Source organism: Pseudomonas sp. GZD-209 (genome assembly GCF_049310485.1).
Lineage (GTDB): Bacteria > Pseudomonadota > Gammaproteobacteria > Pseudomonadales > Pseudomonadaceae > Aquipseudomonas > Aquipseudomonas sichuanensis.
In genome coordinates this window covers 1-15,759 of record NZ_JBMOWQ010000179.1, presented here as the reverse complement: position 1 = coordinate 15,759, position 15,759 = coordinate 1, and the positions used below count along the sequence as shown (strand labels likewise).

The following is a 15,759-nucleotide window of genomic DNA, read 5'->3' as shown; positions in this document are numbered from 1 at the left end:
GTCCGCTGCTGTCCTCCTCCCCCTCCCCTCCCCCCCCCCCCTCCCCCCCCCCCCCCCCCCCCCCCCCCCCCCCCCCCCCCCCCCCCCCCCCCCCCCCCCCCCCCCCGAGGCCCTGTATCCCTTGGGAGCGAACATGCAACACAACGTCATCCTGGTCCTGCTCGACGGCCTCAACCATCAGGTCGCCCACCACGCCATGGGCCACCTGCACGCCTACGTCGAGGCCGACCGCGCCGCGCTGTACCGCGTGGAATGTGAACTGCCGTCGCTGTCGCGACCGCTCTACGAATGCATCCTCACCGGCGTGCCGCCGATCGACAGCGGCATCGTGCACAACAACGTCAACCGCCTGTCCAACCAGCGCAGCGTGTTCCACTACGCCCGCGAGGCCGGGCTGGGCACTGCGGCGGCGGCCTACCACTGGATGAGTGAGCTGTACAACCGCTCGCCGTTCGACCCGCTGCGCGACCGCCACACCCACGCGCCCAAGCTGCCGATCCAGCACGGCCTGTTCTACTACGCCGACCACTACCCCGATTCGCACCTGCTGGCCGACGCCGAATACCTGCGCCGGCGCCATGCACCGAACTTCCTGCTGGTGCACCCGATGAACATCGACGACGCCGGCCACCGTCATGGCCTGGACAGCAGCCAGTACCGCAACGCCGCGCGCAGCGCCGACATTCTGCTGGCCGACTACCTGCCGCGCTGGCTGGAAGAGGGCTATCAGGTACTGGTCACCGCCGACCACGGCATGAACAACGACCGCTCGCACAATGGCCTGCTGGCCGAGGAGCGCGAGGTGCCGCTGTTCGTCTTTGGTGACGGGTTCAGCCTGGACCCTGCGGCCAAACCGCTGCAGACCGAGCTGTGCGGCACGATCTGCGAGCTGCTCGGTGCTGCGCACGACAAGACCGTCTGCCGGGAGCTGCTCAAGTGAATGCAAGCCCCCGTGGCCGCTACCTGGCCCTGCTCTGCCTGCTGCCGTTCGCCGTGTTCTTCATCATCTTCCAGATTGCCCCGCTGGCCTGGGTGGCGATCAACAGCCTGCAAAGCGAAAGCGGCTGGGGCCTGGCCAACTTCAGCAAGGTGTTCGCCTCGAAGTTCTACCTGCAGGCGCTGCAACGCAGCCTGGAGATCAGCTTCTGGTCGAGCCTGTTCGGCATTGTCATCGCCACCCTGGGCGCCTACTCGCTGCGCCAGGTCGATTCGAAACTGCGCGACTTCGTCAGCGCCTTCGCCAACATGACCAGCAACTTTTCCGGGGTGCCGCTGGCGTTCGCCTTCATCATCCTGCTGGGCTTCAACGGCGCACTGACCTTGCTGCTCAAGCAGATGGGCCTGCTCGGTGACTTCAGCATCTACTCCAAGACCGGGCTGATCCTGGTGTACACCTACTTCCAGATCCCGCTGGGGGTGCTGCTGCTCTACCCGGCCTTCGACGCCCTGCGCGAAGACTGGCGCGAATCCGCGGCGTTGCTGGGGGCCAACCACTGGCAGTTCTGGCGGCATATCGGCCTGCCGGTGCTCACCCCTGCCCTGCTCGGCACCTTCGTCATCCTGCTGGCCAACGCCCTGGGCGCCTACGCCACGGTCTACGCCCTGACCACCGGCAACTTCAACGTGCTGCCGATCCGCATCGCCGGCCTGGTAGCCGGCGACATCAGCCTCGACCCGAACCTGGCCAGCGCCCTGGCCATGGTGCTGGTGGGGCTGATGACCCTGGTCACGGTGGTCCATCAATGGCTGCTCAAGAGGAGCTACCATGCGCGCTGAAAAAACCTCCGGCGGGCTCTACCACAAGCTGGTGGTCTACCTGCTGTTCCTGATCCTGCTGCTGCCGCTGGCCGGCACCCTGCTCTACTCCCTGGCCACCAGCTGGTCGGCAACCCTGTTGCCCAGCGGCCTGACCTTCAAGTGGTACATCGCGCTGTGGAGCGAGCCGCGCTTTCTCGCCGCCTTCGGCCAGTCGCTGCTGGTGTGCGTGGGTGCGCTGCTGCTGTCGGTGGTGCTGATCCTGCCGCTGTTGTTCGTGGTGCACTACCACTTCCCCCGGCTCGACGCACTGATGAACGTGCTGATCCTGCTGCCGTTCGCGGTGCCGCCGGTGGTGTCGGCGGTGGGCTTGCTGCAGCTGTACGGCAGCGGGCCGATGGCCATGGTCGGTACGCCGTGGATCCTGATCGGCTGCTACTTCACCGTCGCCCTGCCGTTCATGTACCGGGCCATCACCAACAACCTGCAGGCGATCAATCTGCGCGATCTGATGGACGCCGCCCAACTGCTGGGGGCGAGCACCTGGCAGGCCGCGTTCCTGGTGGTGCTGCCCAACCTGCGCAAGGGCCTGATGGTGGCGTTGCTGCTGTCGTTTTCGTTCCTGTTCGGCGAGTTCGTGTTCGCCAACTTGCTGGTAGGCACCCGCTACGAGACCTTGCAGGTGTACCTGAACAACATGCGCAACAGCAGCGGCCACTTCAACAGCGCGCTGGTGATCTCCTATTTCGCCTTCGTGCTGGTGCTGACCTGGGTCGCCAACCGTTTGAACAAGGACAAGACCTGACATGAGCTTCGTCAGCGTACAGAAACTGCAAAAGAGCTACGCCGGCAGCCCGGTGTTCGAAAACATCGACTGCCAGATCGAGCGCGGCGAGTTCGTCACCCTGCTCGGCCCCTCGGGCTGCGGCAAGTCCACCCTGCTGCGTTGCATCGCCGGGCTGACGCCGGTGGACAGCGGCCATATCCTCCTCGACGGCCACGACATCGTGCCGCTCAGCCCGCAGAAACGCGGGATCGGCATGGTGTTCCAGAGCTACGCGCTGTTCCCCAACATGACCGTGGAGCAGAACGTCGCCTTTGGCCTGCGCATGCAGAAGGTCAAGGCCGAAGAAAGCCAGGCACGGGTGCGCGAAGTGCTCGACCTGGTCGAGCTGGGCAGCTTCGCCGGGCGCTACCCGCACCAGTTGTCCGGCGGCCAGTGCCAGCGCGTGGCGCTGGCCCGCTCGCTGGTCACCCGCCCGCGCCTGCTGCTGCTCGACGAGCCGCTGTCGGCGCTGGATGCACGCATTCGCAAGCACCTGCGCGAGCAGATCCGCGCGATCCAGCGCGAGCTGGGGTTGACCACCATCTTCGTCACCCACGACCAGGAGGAGGCGCTGACCATGTCGGACCGCATCGTCCTGATGAACCAGGGGCGCATCGTCCAGAGCGGCGATGCCGAAACCCTCTACACCGCGCCCGTCGACCTGTTCGCCGCGGGCTTCATCGGCAACTACAACCTGCTCGATGCCGACAGCGCCAGCCGCCTGCTGCAGCGCCCGGTGGCCAGCCGCCTGGCGATCCGCCCGGAGTCCATCACCCTGGGCGTGAACGGCGAGCTGGACGGCGAGGTACGCAGCCACAGCCTGCTCGGCAATGTCATCCGCTACCGCGTGCAAGTGCGCGGCGTGGAGCTGGTGGTGGACGTGCTCAACCGCTCGGCGGCCGACCTGCACGCCGACGGGCAGCGTGTATCCTTGTCGATCGACCCCACGGCGCTACGGGAAGTGGCCTAAGGAGATTCAACCCATGGCATTGGCAATTTTCGATCTGGACGAAACCCTGATCCACGGCGACTGCGCGTCGCTGTGGAGCGAACAGATGGCCCGGCTGGGCTGGGTCGACGGCAAGGCGTTCCTCAAGCGCGACCATGAACTGATGGAGGCCTACGGCAAGGGCCACCTGGCTATGGAGGACTACATGGCGTTCAGCCTGGAGCCGATCGCCGGGCGCACCCTGGAAGAGGTCGAGCACCTGGTCGAGCCGTGGGTCGAGGACGTGATCGAGCCGATCATCTATGGCGATGCCTGCCGTTGCATCGCCGAGCACCGCAAGCGTGGCGACCGCATCCTGATCATTTCCGCGAGCGGTACGCACCTGGTGGGGCCGATTGCGGCGCGGCTGGGGGTGGACGAATACCTGGCCATCGAGCTGGAAGCGGTCAACGGGGTGTTCACCGGCAAGACCCATGGTGTGCTGACCTACCGCGAAGGCAAGATCACCCGTTTGCTGGAGTGGCTGGACCAGGAGCAGGAGAACCTGGAGGGGGCGAGTTTCTATTCCGATTCGCGCAACGACTTGCCGTTGTTGCTGAAGGTGGATCATCCGTATGTGGTGAACCCGGATGCGGTGTTGCGTGAGCATGCGCTGGTCAATGGCTGGCCGGTGTTGAGCTGGACCTGACGTTAGGCTCTGTACGAAAAGTCTTGTGGGAGCGGGCTTGCCCCGCGATAGAGTGCAAAGCGCTCCTTTACCCGATATCAAATAGTGTCAAAAATGCCGCAAATTCAGGCTTTGCTGCCGCGTTGCGGCAGATCGCGGGGCAAGCCCGCTCCCACAACAATGGATGACCACACTTTTCGTACAAAACCTAGCACCTGTTCTGACCCATTCGCGGGTGAACCCGCTCCCACAGAATCATCACAGATTCAAAAACTGTGGACCCCTGTGGGAGCGGCGGTTCGCCGCTGCGATTCACCCGCGAAGAGGCCGAACCTGGTTACACCAGGCTCGAATCGATCACCAGCACCAGCTTGCCCGACACCTGGTTGCTCTCGAGCTCGGCATAGGCCGCCTCGGCAAACTCCACCGGATAGGTATCGACCAGTTGCGGCGACAAGCGCCCCTGCGCGAACAGCGGCCACACCTGCTGCCCCAGCTCGCGCAGCAGCTCAGCCTTGAACCCGTCATCGCGGTTACGCAGCGTCGACCCGGTGACCTGCAGACGCTTCCCCAGCACCAGCGCCAGGTCCAGCTCGACCTTGCGCCCGCCCATCAGGCCGATGATCACCCAGCGCCCATCGCGGGCCAGCAGCTTGAGGTTGAGCGGCCCGTAGCTGGCACCGACCGGGTCGAGGATCACATCGAACGGCCCGAGCTGCTCCAGCGCGTCGAGGTTGGCGTTGCGCACCACACCGCCCGCCGCCCCCAGGTCCTGGCAGTAGGCCAGGCGCTCGTCAGAGCCGACACTGACCCAGACCGGGTTGCCGAAGGCCTTGCACAGCTGGATCGCCGCCGAACCTACGCCGCTGGCGCCAGCATGCACCAGCACCTTCTCGCCAGCCTTGAGGCCACCCAGCTGGAAGATGTTCAGCCAGGCCGTGGCGTACACCTCGGGGATCGCCGCTGCTTCGTGCAGGCTCAGGCCTTCGGGCACCGGCAGCACGTGGCGGGCATCGACCACCACCTCTTCGGCCATGCCGCCACCGGCCAGCAGGGCGCAGACCCGGTCACCAACGCGCCAGTCGGCGCCGGCGCCGACCTCTTCGATGATGCCGGCGCACTCCAGGCCCATATAAGGGCTGGCACCCGGCGGCGGTGGATAAAGGCCGGCCTTTTGCAGCAGGTCGGCGCGGTTCAGCCCCGCAGCGGCCACTCGAATGCGCACCTGCCCTGCGTCACAGGCCGGGCGTTCGGCCTCGACCCAGGCCACATGTCCGTCAACGCCTTGCAATGCCTTCACAGTGCCTCCATAGTTGAATCATATGACTGAGCCTGGGATCACCATCCCAGGCTTTTTGCAGTATTTTCCCGGTTTCATGGAACCGGCGAACGGAAAAGACGGCCTACTATGCGTGATCAATTGCCTACACGTCGAATCAGCATGAAGCATTTCCTCCCCAGCACCGCCCTCGCCCTTGTCATCGGGCTTGGCAGCCTCACGCTCGGTGGCAATGCGGCCGCCGCCAACAAGTGGGACAGCCTGCAGCCGGACCGTGACGAAATCGTCGCCAGCCTCAACGTGGTCGAGCTGCTCAAGCGCCACCACTACAGCAAGCCGCCGCTGGACGACGCCCGTTCGGTCATCATCTATGACAGCTACATCAAGCTGCTGGACCCTGCGCGCAGCTACTTCACTGCGGCCGACATCGCCGAGTTCGACAAGTGGAAGACGCAGTTCGACGATTTCCTGAAAAGCGGCAACCTCGACCCCGGTTTCACCATCTACAAGCGCTACCTGGACCGTGTGAAGCAGCGCCTGGACTTCGCCCTGGCCGAGCTGAACAAGGGCGTCGACAAGATCGACTTCACCGTGAAAGAAGACTTGCTGGTCGACCGCAAGGACGCCCCGTGGATGAAGAACTCGGCCGAGCTCGACGACCTGTGGCGCAAACGCGTGAAGGATGAGGTGCTGCGCCAGAAGATCGCCGGCAAGGACTTCAAGCAGATCCAGGAAACCCTGACCAAGCGCTACAAGAATCAGCTGGCGCGCCTGGACCAGACCCGTGCCGAAGACATCTTCCAGGCCTACATCAACACCTTCGCCCAGTCGTACGACCCGCACACCAACTACCTGTCGCCGGACAACGCCGAAAACTTCGACATCAACATGAGCCTGTCGCTCGAAGGCATCGGCGCGGTGCTGCAGAGCGACAACGACCAGGTCAAGATCGTGCGCCTGGTGCCGGCAGGCCCTGCGGCGAAAACCAAGCAGGTGGCCCCGGCCGACAAGATCATCGGCGTGGCGCAAGGCAACAAGGAAATGGTCGACGTGGTCGGCTGGCGCCTGGACGAAGTGGTCAAGCTGATCCGTGGCCCGAAAGGTTCGGTGGTACGCCTGGAAGTCATCCCGGCGAGCAATGCGCCGAACGATCAGACCAGCAAGATCGTCTCGATCACCCGTGAAGCGGTCAAGCTCGAAGAGCAGGCGGCGAAGAAGTCGGTGCTCAAGCTCAAGCAGGACGGCCGCGACTACAAGCTGGGGATCATCGAGATCCCGGCCTTCTACCTCGACTTCAAGGCCTATCGCGCCGGGGACCCGGACTACAAGAGCACCACCCGCGACGTCAAGAAGCTGCTCACCGAGCTGCAGAAAGAGAAAGTCGACGGTGTCGTAATCGACCTGCGCAACAACGGCGGTGGCTCGCTGCAGGAAGCGACCGAGCTGACCAGCCTGTTCATCGAAAAAGGTCCGACCGTGCTGGTGCGTAACAGCGACGGCCGCGTGGATGTGCTCGAAGACGAAAACCCTGGTGCCTTCTACAAAGGCCCTCTGGCGCTGCTGGTCAACCGCCTCTCGGCCTCGGCCTCGGAAATTTTCGCCGGCGCCATGCAGGACTATCACCGCGCGCTGATCATCGGTGGCCAGACCTTCGGCAAGGGCACCGTGCAGACCATCCAGCCGCTCAACCATGGCGAGCTCAAGCTGACGCTGGCCAAGTTCTACCGGGTTTCCGGGCAGAGCACCCAGCACCAGGGCGTGCTGCCGGACATCGCCTACCCGTCGATCATCGACACCAAGGAGATCGGCGAGAGCGCCCTGCCCGAAGCCATGCCGTGGGACACCATCCGCCCGGTGATCAAGCCGGTGGCCGACCCGTTCAAGCCGTACCTGGCCCAGCTCAAGGCACAGCATGAAGCGCGTAGCGTCAAGGATGCCGAGTTTGCCTACATCCGTGACCGCCTGGCCCTGACCCAGAAGCTGATGGACGAGAAGACCGTCAGCCTCAACGAACAGGACCGCCGCGCGCGCCACGACCAGATCGAGGCCAAGCAGCTGGCGCTGGAAAACATCCGCCGCAAGGCCAAGGGCGAAGAACCGCTCAAAGAGCTGAAGAAAGAGGACGAGGACGCGCTGCCGGCCGAGCCGGACGACACCAAGCCGGAAGACGACGCCTACCTGTCGGAGACCGGTCGCATCCTGCTCGACTACCTGAGCTTGAGCACTTCGGTGGCCAAGCACTGAGGTGATGGCAATATAATGTGAGCCGTCATCAAACAGTCATCTGGCTGTCGTGAAATAGAAGGGCCGAGCGTGAAAACGCCCGGCCTTTTTCTATTCAGGAAGCAGTCCATGACCGTCACCGAACAGCTCAGCGCACTGAGCGCCATCCTGGCTCAACGTAGCGTGCACAGCCTGTTCCAGCCCATCGTCTGTCTTTCCGAGCAGCGCATTCTCGGCTATGAAGCCTTGAGCCGCGGCCCCTCCAACAGCCCGCTGCATTCGCCACTGAACCTGTACGCCATCGCCCGCCAGGCCGGGCGCCTCAGCGAACTGGAAGTGCTGTGCCGCGAAACCGCCTGCCGGCGTTTTGCCGAGCAGAACCTTGAGGGCAAGCTGTTCCTCAACGTCTCCCCCGAGTCCTTGCTTGAACCGCACTACCCGTCCGGGCGCACCCTGAAGATGCTCGAACAGGTCGGCCTGTCGCCCAGCCGGGTGGTCATCGAACTCACCGAGCAGACGCCCACCGAAGACTTCCAGCTGCTGTTCAACGCCCTGCACCATTACCGCGACATGGGTTTCTCGATTGCCCTGGATGACCTGGGCGCCGGCTATTCAAGCCTGCGCCTGTGGTCGGAGCTGCGCCCGGACTACGTGAAGATCGACCGCCATTTCATCGACGGCATCCACCAGGACCCACTCAAGCGCGAGTTCGTCGGTTCGATCCTGCAAATCGCGCGCGCCTCACGCGCCCAAGTGATTGCCGAAGGCATCGAACTGGCAGAAGAGCTGACCGTATTGGCTGAAATGGGCGTCGAGCTGCTGCAGGGCTATCTGCTTGGCCGCCCTCAGGAGACCGCTGCGCGTGAATGCTCGATCCTGCCGCCCCTGGCGCCGGGCAGCCCTGGAGCGTTGAACGAAGACAGCGCCGACCTTGGCGCCCTGCTCATCCAGCAGCCGGCGGTGCCCCTGGAAACCGCCACCCAGCAGGTGTTGGAGGCCTTCCGCAGCCAGGCTGACCTCAACTCCCTCGCCGTGCTGGACCAACAGGGCAAGCCCTGTGGCATCGTCCACCGCCATTCGTTGCCCGCAGACCTGCTCAAGCCTCTGGGCTGCAACCTGTTGGCAGCCAAGCCCGTCAGCCAACTGATGAGCAGGGACTTTGTGGTGGTCGAACGTGGACAATCGCTGCAGCAGGTCAGCCGCCTGCTTACCGGTCGGGCGCAACAGCGCATCGAGGAGGCGTTCATCATTACCCAGGGCGGCCGTTACCTGGGGCTGGGGCGGGTGATCGACGTGCTCAAGCTGATCACCGAACAACAGAGCGAGCGTGCCCGCGATCAAAGCGCCTGTTGCTAGGTGGGCCAGCGCATGTGAAAGCGACTGTTTTGTACTGACTGCATTGCGCCCCTCAGATACAACGCTTGGCGTCAAAGCGGCGCGCCGCCTGCTTCGCGGGTAAACCCGCTCCCACAGAAGTTACGCAGCCCTTGTGGGAGCTGGCTTGCCAGCGATGGGGCCGGCACTGCCGACCTGTTTCACGCCTCTTCCGGATACCGGTACTCGAACACCCGCACCACTTCCGAGGCATGCCACGACGCTGCCTCCATACCATCCACCGGCCCATTGAACCTGCCCAGCCGCTCTACGCACTCGAAAAAACCGGTACGCGGCAGGCGGCTGGCGCCCTGGCTGATCACCAGCGAGCTGCGCAACGGCTGCTCGGCACGGGCATCGAGCAGCGCCAGGTATTCCAGGGCAGCGGTCAGTGTCTGCATGGCCGGGCTGGGTAGCTGGAGACGTTCGAGCAATGCACGGTAAGTGAGCAGGTGGCGTTGTCGGCGGGCCAGGTCGAGCTCGGTCAGCAGACTCTCCCAGTGCTGACGGCTGATCCTGACCTGGCTCATGACGGCTCGCTCCAGCCACCAATGCCCAGGTGCCAGGCCAGGCTGCGCAGGATCGCTGCGTCAGGGCGGCGCTCGCCGGCCTCGATCATCGCCAGGTAAGCCGGGCTGATGCCCACCGTGCGCGCCAGTTGCTCGGGGGGCAGGCCCTTGGCTTGACGCAACGACGCCAGCTCGTCCAGGGAGCGCAGGCTCGCGCTCTGCGTTGTGCTTTCGACAGTGTCGCTGTTGCCTGGCGCCGTGGCAGGTGCCTGGCCCGCGGCGGCCAGCAGCGCCTGATACTGCTCCCAGGGAACCACTGCGTACTCGGGCTGACCGTCCCGGCTGATGACCTGAATACCCATACAACCCCCTTGACGTTGGATCACGGCATGTAATCCCTAGGCATAACGCTTATGCCAATTATATTACCAACCTCGGGGGTCTGTGCGCTCGCTGCTTATTCAGCGGTTGGGGCGCTCCAGGCGCAGCGCCTCGGGCGTGTCCGGCAAGCGCTCGACCACCCGCAGTTTCTCCGGCGCCTGGCTGTCGCGCCAGGCCCTGAAGCGGCTCAGCTCATCGGCCACGGTCTTGAGTACCCAGCCGAGCACGGCGATATCGTCAAGCAAGCCCACACCCAGCAACCAGTCGGGGATCGCATCCAGGGGGCTGACGAAATACAGCAGCCCGGCGACGATGGTCACCAGCGCCTTGGGGCTCACGGCGCGGTACTCGCCGCGCCACCAGGCCAGGCACAGGGCCTGCATCAGCCGCACATCCTCGCGCAGCTGGCCAAGCTTGGGCCCCTTGCGCGCGACCGCGAACAACAGTGCCGGCAAACGGCCACGGCTGAGCAGGCGCTCGGCAAGCGGCAGAAAACGGGCGAAATTCCAGGGAGCGCTCATGCAACCTCCAGAGCAACGGACAGTTATCCACATTTATTGTGGATAACCTTGTGAACAGGACCGCCTTTGCGCCGCTCGGTGCCCGCCGGGCAAGGGCCGGGCACGGATCGGGCGTTTTTTACACAGTCGTTTCAATCGCGCAAACGTTTTGCGACAACCCGCCGCAGGATCACCTGCGGTATTGCTTGCGACAGTGAAGGACGCCAGCGGTTCGCGTCAACCACCGGCAAAAACGACGACGCCCCGTCGAAACGGGGCGTCGTTGTACAGCAAAGGTTGCGCTTACTCAGCCTGGGCTGGTTCGGCGTCCTGCTTGCTCGGGTCTTTGATGCCCAGCAGTTCCAGGTCGAAGACCAGGACCGAGTTGGCCGGGATCAGCGGGCTCGGGCTCTGGGCGCCGTAGGCCAGCTCAGCCGGGATGTACAGCTTGTACTTCTCGCCGACATGCATCAGTTGCAGGCCTTCGACCCAACCCGGGATCACGCCGCTGACCGGCAGGTCGATGGGGGCGCCGCGCTCGACGGAGCTGTCGAACACCTTGCCATCGATCAGCTTGCCTTCGTAGTGAACGGTCACTACATCAGTCGGTTTTGGTTGCGGGCCATCGGCCTTCTTCACCACTTCGTACTGCAGGCCCGAAGCCGTGGTGACCACGCCAGCCTTCTTGGCGTTTTCTTCCAGGAACTTCTTGCCGGTGGCGGCAGCTTCTTCGCTGGCCTTGGCCAGACGCTCTTCGGCGCGCTTCTGCAGGGCGGAGAAGGCCTCGACCAGCTCTTCGTCCTTCAGGCGCTGTTCTTTCTTGCCGACCGCGTCCTCGATACCTTGGGCGACAGCTTTCGAATCCAGGTCGTCCATGCCTTCCTGAGCCAGGCTCTTGCCCATATTCAGGCCGATACCGTAGGAAGCTTTCTGTGCCGGAGTCTTCAGTTCGACGCTGCTGGTCTGGGCATCGCAGCCCGCCAGCACCAGACCTACCAGGGCAACCGCAGCCGCCAGACGAGTTTGTTTCATGCTGATTCCTTGTTCATGCGCCAGAGGGGCAAATCAGGGTAAAGCCGCGAGCTTATCAGGCGGCCACGACCAATGGCTACCGGCATAGGAGCCAGGAAAGCGCGATAAGTTCCGGTATTGAAACTGCTGATGTCACAGCGCCAAGCCATGCAGCGCGAATTGCGTCGACGGCGAGATGCCAGATCGCCATCACCGCCCTCGATCCAGTGCCTGACAAAGGGCCCCGAGGCCCCGCGCTTCGGCCCGTTCAGGGGTACAGACCGTCCCGGTACTGCCCGGCCACCTCGCGCAGCACCTCACACACCCACTGCGCGGGCAAGCTCGCCGGCAAGGCGGCGTTGCGGCAAATGCCCACCGAGCCGCCCGGCTCGCGCACGCCCAGGTCCAGCTCGGCCAGTTCGTTACGGCGCAGGTCGAGCAGCACCGCGTCGCGCGGCGCCACCCACAGCGCATTGCTGCCCAGCAGGTAACGACGGCTCAAGGCCAGCGACAAGGTTTCCAGGCGTTGTGCCGGCAGCGGGATACCGCACTGCACGAACAGGCTGTCGGCGTGCTGGCGAATGGTGGTGCCCTGGGGCGGCAGCACCAGCGGGTAAGCCCCCACCTGTGCCCGCTCCACCGGCGTACTGGCCAGCAGCGGGTGGCCCGGGCGCACCACCAGGGCCATCGATTCGCTGTACAGATGCTCGAACGACAGGCCCTGGATCTGCGGGCTGTCGGTCATGCGCCCGACCACCAGCTCCAACTCGCCAAGGCGCAATTGCCCGAGCAATTGCGCGCTGACCCCGGTGACCACGCTGATCACCAGTGCTTCATGGCGCTGGTGCAGGCGGCACAGCACTTCGGGCATCAGCAGCCCCTCGACCGTCGACAGCACGCCGATACGCACCTGCGAGGGCGTCCTGGCATCGCCACGCACACTGCCCACGCCATCGCGCAGGGCCTGCACGCTGGGCCCAGCGTAACGCATGAAACGGGTGCCGGCGGGGGTCAGGGTGACGCCCAGGTGGGTGCGCTCGAACAGCCGCGCTTCGAGCAGGTCTTCCAGCTCCTTGAGGGTCTTGGAGATGGCCGGCTGGCTGATGGCAAGCACATCGGCGGCACGGGCCAGGCTGCCCTGCCGGGCAATCTCCAGGAAGCACAGCAGGTGGCGGAACTTGATGCGGGTGTCGAGGTTCATGCACGGCAGTGTATCTGTAGGTGTCGGCGCGTGGGAAACGGCGATATTACCTTGCTTATCGGTCAGTTCCATCGGCGTGCCGAGGTGATCGCAGTGATACCAGGCAATCGCGTCGAACAGTTGCGGTTTCACCTCGGTATGTCACAAGGGATCCTGATCGAAGTCGTACTCGCGCTGTCTCCAGTCCGGCACCTTGTGCATCCGGATCGGGCTCCTGCGCAATGCCAGGGAGACCGGGATGAAACTGAGTGGCTAGGGTCGCGCGTCCTGATAATCAGAGTCACTCAAGCCATTTAGCAGCCGCTTCCAGAAGCTCTTGTAGATTTAGTGATCCGCCATATGTTTGAAATGCTGTGTCGTCTGCGTTGATTACTATCCAGTCCGTGTCGCTTCTTTCAATATTGATATTTAGGTTGCTTTTGCTATTTACGCCAGTGATTTTGATTTTCCAGCCTGGGTTGTCAATATTGGAGATCTCAATGCCGAATGAATGTTCCCAAACATCATTGCATTGACTGCTGTACCAGCTTTCTAGTTTTTCGATCAGGTTTTCCAACCGCAAAATCCTTGCCACCATTCGAGTTCTCTGCAGCAGCCGAAACTTGCCGGCGGCATCAGTCTTTACACCACACCTCGGATGCGATGACATATTGTGATGTCACGTGCCCAGATAGACCACTCAGAGCTATCGACCGCCTCGATAAATATTTCGATATTACTGAGATTTTTATCTTCTATTTCTTCGCGACAGAGGATTGCTCCAGCTTTTGCTGCAATCAGTTGCAGGTCTATTGTCTGCTCCAATGAACGTGCAAAAAATCTCAGCTCAGGCCATGTCATGGAAATGCCATTATTCGAAGATCGGATGTTCTCTTCAAAAGAGTCCATTGAGTTTCCAGATGGAGGGCAACCCATCCCGTAAAAATCGAAAATATACCAATTCCATGAATTATCAGGGATGAACCCTAGCACATCTTCAAGTGAAATCTTCGAGCCACTCGGACTATACATAGGAAATGAGAGCATTTGCATCATGGCATATCCATAGGGATTGCGGGGCCGTGCTGCCGTGTTCCCCCTGTAAGGTTCGGGAGCCAGTTATGCTGATGTGGGCACGGGTGGTTTTGAGGACGGCCATGATCAGTAAAATCAATGTCACGGATGGGAACAAGGTTTCCGTTCTCATATCCCCATTCACGGGCCTGATTATAAGCACCTCTGCGTCCATCTCTCCTACCCAACTGCGTGTGTGGTGCATCTACATCGGGCGTTGGATGACCATGATTATCGCGAGGTAGGGACCTGTCAGCCCAGAAGGTGCCCGGACATGGACATTTGCATGTCAACCCCAATGGGTCTACCCACTGTATCGGGTTGGGTGCATATAGATAGACGTTTATGCCGCCAGCATAACTGATCGGGTCTTGTCTGATGAATCGCCCAGCTTTCGGATCATAGTACCGATAGCGGTTGTAATGCAGCCCGGTCTCATGGTCGTGGTATTGCCCCTGGAAGCGGAGCGGGTTGCCCATACCACGCTGCTTGACCCACGCCGAACGCTCCTCACGCACCTTGCCCCACGCCTTGTACTGCCCGGTCCAGGCGACATTGCCCTGCTCATCGGTGAGCTCCATCGGCGTGCCGAGGTGGTCGCAGTGGTACCAGGCGATCGCCTCGAACGGCTGTGGCTCTATCTCGGTGTGCCACAGCGGATCCTGATCGAATTCGTACTCGCGCTGGCTCCAATCCGGTTGCTTGTGCAGCCGGATCGGGCTCTTGCGCAGGGCCTGGGCGACCGGCACGAAGCTGCCCGGTTCGTACAGGTAATGCACCGTGCGCCCGGTGTCGCCTTCATCGAGAGGCGGTGAGCTCTCCCAGGCCAAGGTGTCGCCGTCCCAGCCGAACAGAGTGAAGCCGCAACCGAGTTCGCGCTGGCGCTTGGCCCGCTGCAGCTGGTTCCAGCCGGTGCCGGCTTCAGGACGATCCCAGAAATGCGCCACCGAATGCTTGTGCAGGCGCCGACCCAAGGCGTCGTAGCTGTAATCGACCTTGAGCTTGTCGTCGTTGTAGCTGGCCAACCGGTCGAACAGATCCCAGGTGAAGTGGGCATGGGAACCGTTGTGCAGGCGGTGGATCAGGTTGCCGCGTTCGTCGTATTTGTAGTGGGTCCCGGCGTACTCGCGCAGCAGGTTGTCCATCAGCTTGTTACGGCGTGGATCGGCTTCCAGCGGGCGATTCAGTTCCTGAGTCTTCTGGTCCAGCAGGTTACCGGCCGGGTCGAAGGCGAAGGTTTCCACGCCCAGGCGGCTGGTGGCCTTGAGCAGGCGGCCTACCGGGTCGTACTGGTACTCCAACGGACCTCGGCGGCTGTCGTGGATATTGATCAACTGGCTGGCGGCGTCGTAGCGGTACTGACGCTTGAGCAACGTGGACTGGCCGTCATGGCTGCCCAGCAGCTGTTCCTGCAAACGCCCGGCCGGGTCCCAGGCCTGGGTCTGCATCAACTTATTGCCCTGATGCCGCACGATTTCGCGGTGCAGGTCATCGCGCTCGTAGGCCAGCATCTCGTGCTGGTCGAGGGTCATGCCGAGCAGGTGGCCGCTGCCGTAAGTCAGCCAGCTGACCTTGTGGCCGTCCGGGCGAATCGTCGCGGTGCGTTGGTTGAGCGCGTCGTACTGGTGCTGCCACACCGCAACCATCGGCGTGCCGGTGGCCAGGTAGTACTGATGCTCGCGGGTCAGGTTGCCGGCTTCATCAAAGAACCATTGCAGCTTGCTGGCAGCGTTCACTGCCTGGATCAGCTGGCCGTTGCCGTCGTAGGCGAAGGTTTCGCTCTGGCTCTGGTTGCCCAGGCGGGCCGTACGCTCACTCAATCGGCCCATGGGGTCGAAGGTCAAGTCGATACGGCGCTGGCCAACCTGAGTCGAGGCGAGGCGACCGCTGTGCGAGTCGTACTGGTAACGGGTGACCAGGCCATCGAAGCCGGTCTCCTGCAGCAGCCGGCCCACCGGGTCGTAGAGGAAGGTGGCCTTGCTCGCGTTCTCGTTTTCCAACCCAATCAAACGGCCAAGCTTGTCCCAGCGA

15 protein-coding genes and 1 pseudogene are annotated in these 15,759 nt (G+C 63.0%); 7 read left to right on the top strand and 9 right to left on the bottom strand.

Features of this window, described 5'->3' with window-relative positions:
* Window positions 1-133 precede the first annotated feature (133 nt).
* From ACO6VM_RS19850 to ACO6VM_RS19830, 5 genes are read left to right on the top strand one after another with little or no spacing between them, the layout of a single operon-like run.
* Window positions 134-940, top strand: coding sequence for an alkaline phosphatase family protein (locus ACO6VM_RS19850; RefSeq protein WP_110996264.1), 807 nt, complete (start codon window positions 134-136; stop codon window positions 938-940).
* Window positions 937-1,776, top strand: a complete 840-nt coding sequence (locus tag ACO6VM_RS19845) for an ABC transporter permease (RefSeq protein WP_390967643.1) — start codon at window positions 937-939, stop codon at window positions 1,774-1,776. The genes ACO6VM_RS19850 and ACO6VM_RS19845 overlap by 4 nt, the downstream gene beginning before the upstream one ends.
* Window positions 1,766-2,560, top strand: coding sequence for an ABC transporter permease (locus ACO6VM_RS19840; RefSeq protein ID WP_401057664.1), 795 nt, complete (start codon window positions 1,766-1,768; stop codon window positions 2,558-2,560). The genes ACO6VM_RS19845 and ACO6VM_RS19840 overlap by 11 nt, the downstream gene beginning before the upstream one ends.
* Window position 2,561: 1 nt before the next feature.
* Complete coding sequence (locus ACO6VM_RS19835) at window positions 2,562-3,551, top strand: ABC transporter ATP-binding protein (RefSeq protein ID WP_110996267.1); 990 nt, start codon at window positions 2,562-2,564, stop codon at window positions 3,549-3,551.
* 13 nt (window positions 3,552-3,564) lie between these two features.
* The gene (locus ACO6VM_RS19830) at window positions 3,565-4,218 is read left to right on the top strand and encodes an HAD family hydrolase (RefSeq protein WP_422403702.1); all 654 of its coding nucleotides are present in this window, start codon (window positions 3,565-3,567) and stop codon (window positions 4,216-4,218) included.
* 316 nt (window positions 4,219-4,534) lie between these two features.
* Here ACO6VM_RS19830 and ACO6VM_RS19825 read toward each other — a convergent pair whose 3' ends face one another.
* Window positions 4,535-5,497, bottom strand: a complete 963-nt coding sequence (locus ACO6VM_RS19825; RefSeq protein WP_401057661.1) for an NAD(P)H-quinone oxidoreductase — start codon at window positions 5,495-5,497, stop codon at window positions 4,535-4,537.
* A gap of 141 nt (window positions 5,498-5,638) precedes the next feature.
* Between ACO6VM_RS19825 and ACO6VM_RS19820 the strand changes: the two genes are divergently transcribed.
* Both ACO6VM_RS19820 and ACO6VM_RS19815 read left to right on the top strand, forming a co-directional pair.
* On the top strand, window positions 5,639-7,720 hold the full coding sequence (locus tag ACO6VM_RS19820; RefSeq protein WP_167409811.1) for a carboxy terminal-processing peptidase: 2,082 nt from the start codon (window positions 5,639-5,641) through the stop codon (window positions 7,718-7,720).
* Window positions 7,721-7,828: 108 nt separating this feature from the next.
* Window positions 7,829-9,034 (top strand): annotated as a pseudogene (locus ACO6VM_RS19815) (EAL domain-containing protein); the annotation flags it as partial.
* 200 nt (window positions 9,035-9,234) lie between these two features.
* On the opposite strand, the gene ACO6VM_RS19810 reads toward ACO6VM_RS19815, so the two are convergent.
* The 8 genes from ACO6VM_RS19810 to ACO6VM_RS19775 all read right to left on the bottom strand — a co-directional run.
* Entirely contained in the window at window positions 9,235-9,603 is a 369-nt protein-coding gene (locus ACO6VM_RS19810; RefSeq protein ID WP_110993079.1) for a hypothetical protein, read from the bottom strand.
* Complete coding sequence (locus tag ACO6VM_RS19805) at window positions 9,600-9,944, bottom strand: helix-turn-helix domain-containing protein (RefSeq protein WP_258705896.1); 345 nt, start codon at window positions 9,942-9,944, stop codon at window positions 9,600-9,602. The genes ACO6VM_RS19810 and ACO6VM_RS19805 overlap by 4 nt, the downstream gene beginning before the upstream one ends.
* A 99-nt stretch (window positions 9,945-10,043) precedes the next feature.
* Complete coding sequence (locus tag ACO6VM_RS19800) at window positions 10,044-10,484, bottom strand: YkvA family protein (protein WP_110993077.1); 441 nt, start codon at window positions 10,482-10,484, stop codon at window positions 10,044-10,046.
* A gap of 282 nt (window positions 10,485-10,766) precedes the next feature.
* Window positions 10,767-11,495, bottom strand: a complete 729-nt coding sequence (locus tag ACO6VM_RS19795) for an FKBP-type peptidyl-prolyl cis-trans isomerase (RefSeq protein WP_125463028.1) — start codon at window positions 11,493-11,495, stop codon at window positions 10,767-10,769.
* Window positions 11,496-11,742: 247 nt separating this feature from the next.
* Window positions 11,743-12,807: a pca operon transcription factor PcaQ gene (pcaQ, locus tag ACO6VM_RS19790; protein WP_422403701.1), complete on the bottom strand. Its 1,065-nt coding sequence runs from the start codon at window positions 12,805-12,807 to the stop codon at window positions 11,743-11,745.
* A gap of 148 nt (window positions 12,808-12,955) precedes the next feature.
* A complete protein-coding gene (locus ACO6VM_RS19785; protein ID WP_422403700.1) occupies window positions 12,956-13,231 on the bottom strand; it encodes an Imm53 family immunity protein in 276 nt (91 codons plus the stop codon).
* A gap of 65 nt (window positions 13,232-13,296) precedes the next feature.
* The gene (locus ACO6VM_RS19780) at window positions 13,297-13,710 is read right to left on the bottom strand and encodes a hypothetical protein (protein ID WP_422403699.1); all 414 of its coding nucleotides are present in this window, start codon (window positions 13,708-13,710) and stop codon (window positions 13,297-13,299) included.
* On the bottom strand, window positions 13,707-15,759 hold a 2,053-nt coding region (locus ACO6VM_RS19775; protein WP_422403698.1), incomplete at its 5' end, for an RHS repeat-associated core domain-containing protein. The genes ACO6VM_RS19780 and ACO6VM_RS19775, both read right to left, overlap by 4 nt.

What these genes read in the sequence shown, in the direction of transcription:
- ACO6VM_RS19820 (WP_167409811.1), top strand. Translation starts at nt 5,639, where the DNA reads ATGAAGCATTTCCTCCCCAGCACCGCCCTCGCCCTTGTCATCGGGCTT.
- ACO6VM_RS19835 (WP_110996267.1), top strand. Translation starts at nt 2,562, where the DNA reads ATGAGCTTCGTCAGCGTACAGAAACTGCAAAAGAGCTACGCCGGCAGC.
- ACO6VM_RS19795 (WP_125463028.1), bottom strand. Translation starts at nt 11,495, where the DNA reads ATGAAACAAACTCGTCTGGCGGCTGCGGTTGCCCTGGTAGGTCTGGTG.
- ACO6VM_RS19780 (WP_422403699.1), bottom strand. Translation starts at nt 13,710, where the DNA reads ATGATGCAAATGCTCTCATTTCCTATGTATAGTCCGAGTGGCTCGAAG.
- ACO6VM_RS19840 (WP_401057664.1), top strand. Translation starts at nt 1,766, where the DNA reads ATGCGCGCTGAAAAAACCTCCGGCGGGCTCTACCACAAGCTGGTGGTC.
- ACO6VM_RS19830 (WP_422403702.1), top strand. Translation starts at nt 3,565, where the DNA reads ATGGCATTGGCAATTTTCGATCTGGACGAAACCCTGATCCACGGCGAC.
- ACO6VM_RS19810 (WP_110993079.1), bottom strand. Translation starts at nt 9,603, where the DNA reads ATGAGCCAGGTCAGGATCAGCCGTCAGCACTGGGAGAGTCTGCTGACC.
- ACO6VM_RS19850 (WP_110996264.1), top strand. Translation starts at nt 134, where the DNA reads ATGCAACACAACGTCATCCTGGTCCTGCTCGACGGCCTCAACCATCAG.
- ACO6VM_RS19800 (WP_110993077.1), bottom strand. Translation starts at nt 10,484, where the DNA reads ATGAGCGCTCCCTGGAATTTCGCCCGTTTTCTGCCGCTTGCCGAGCGC.
- ACO6VM_RS19805 (WP_258705896.1), bottom strand. Translation starts at nt 9,944, where the DNA reads ATGGGTATTCAGGTCATCAGCCGGGACGGTCAGCCCGAGTACGCAGTG.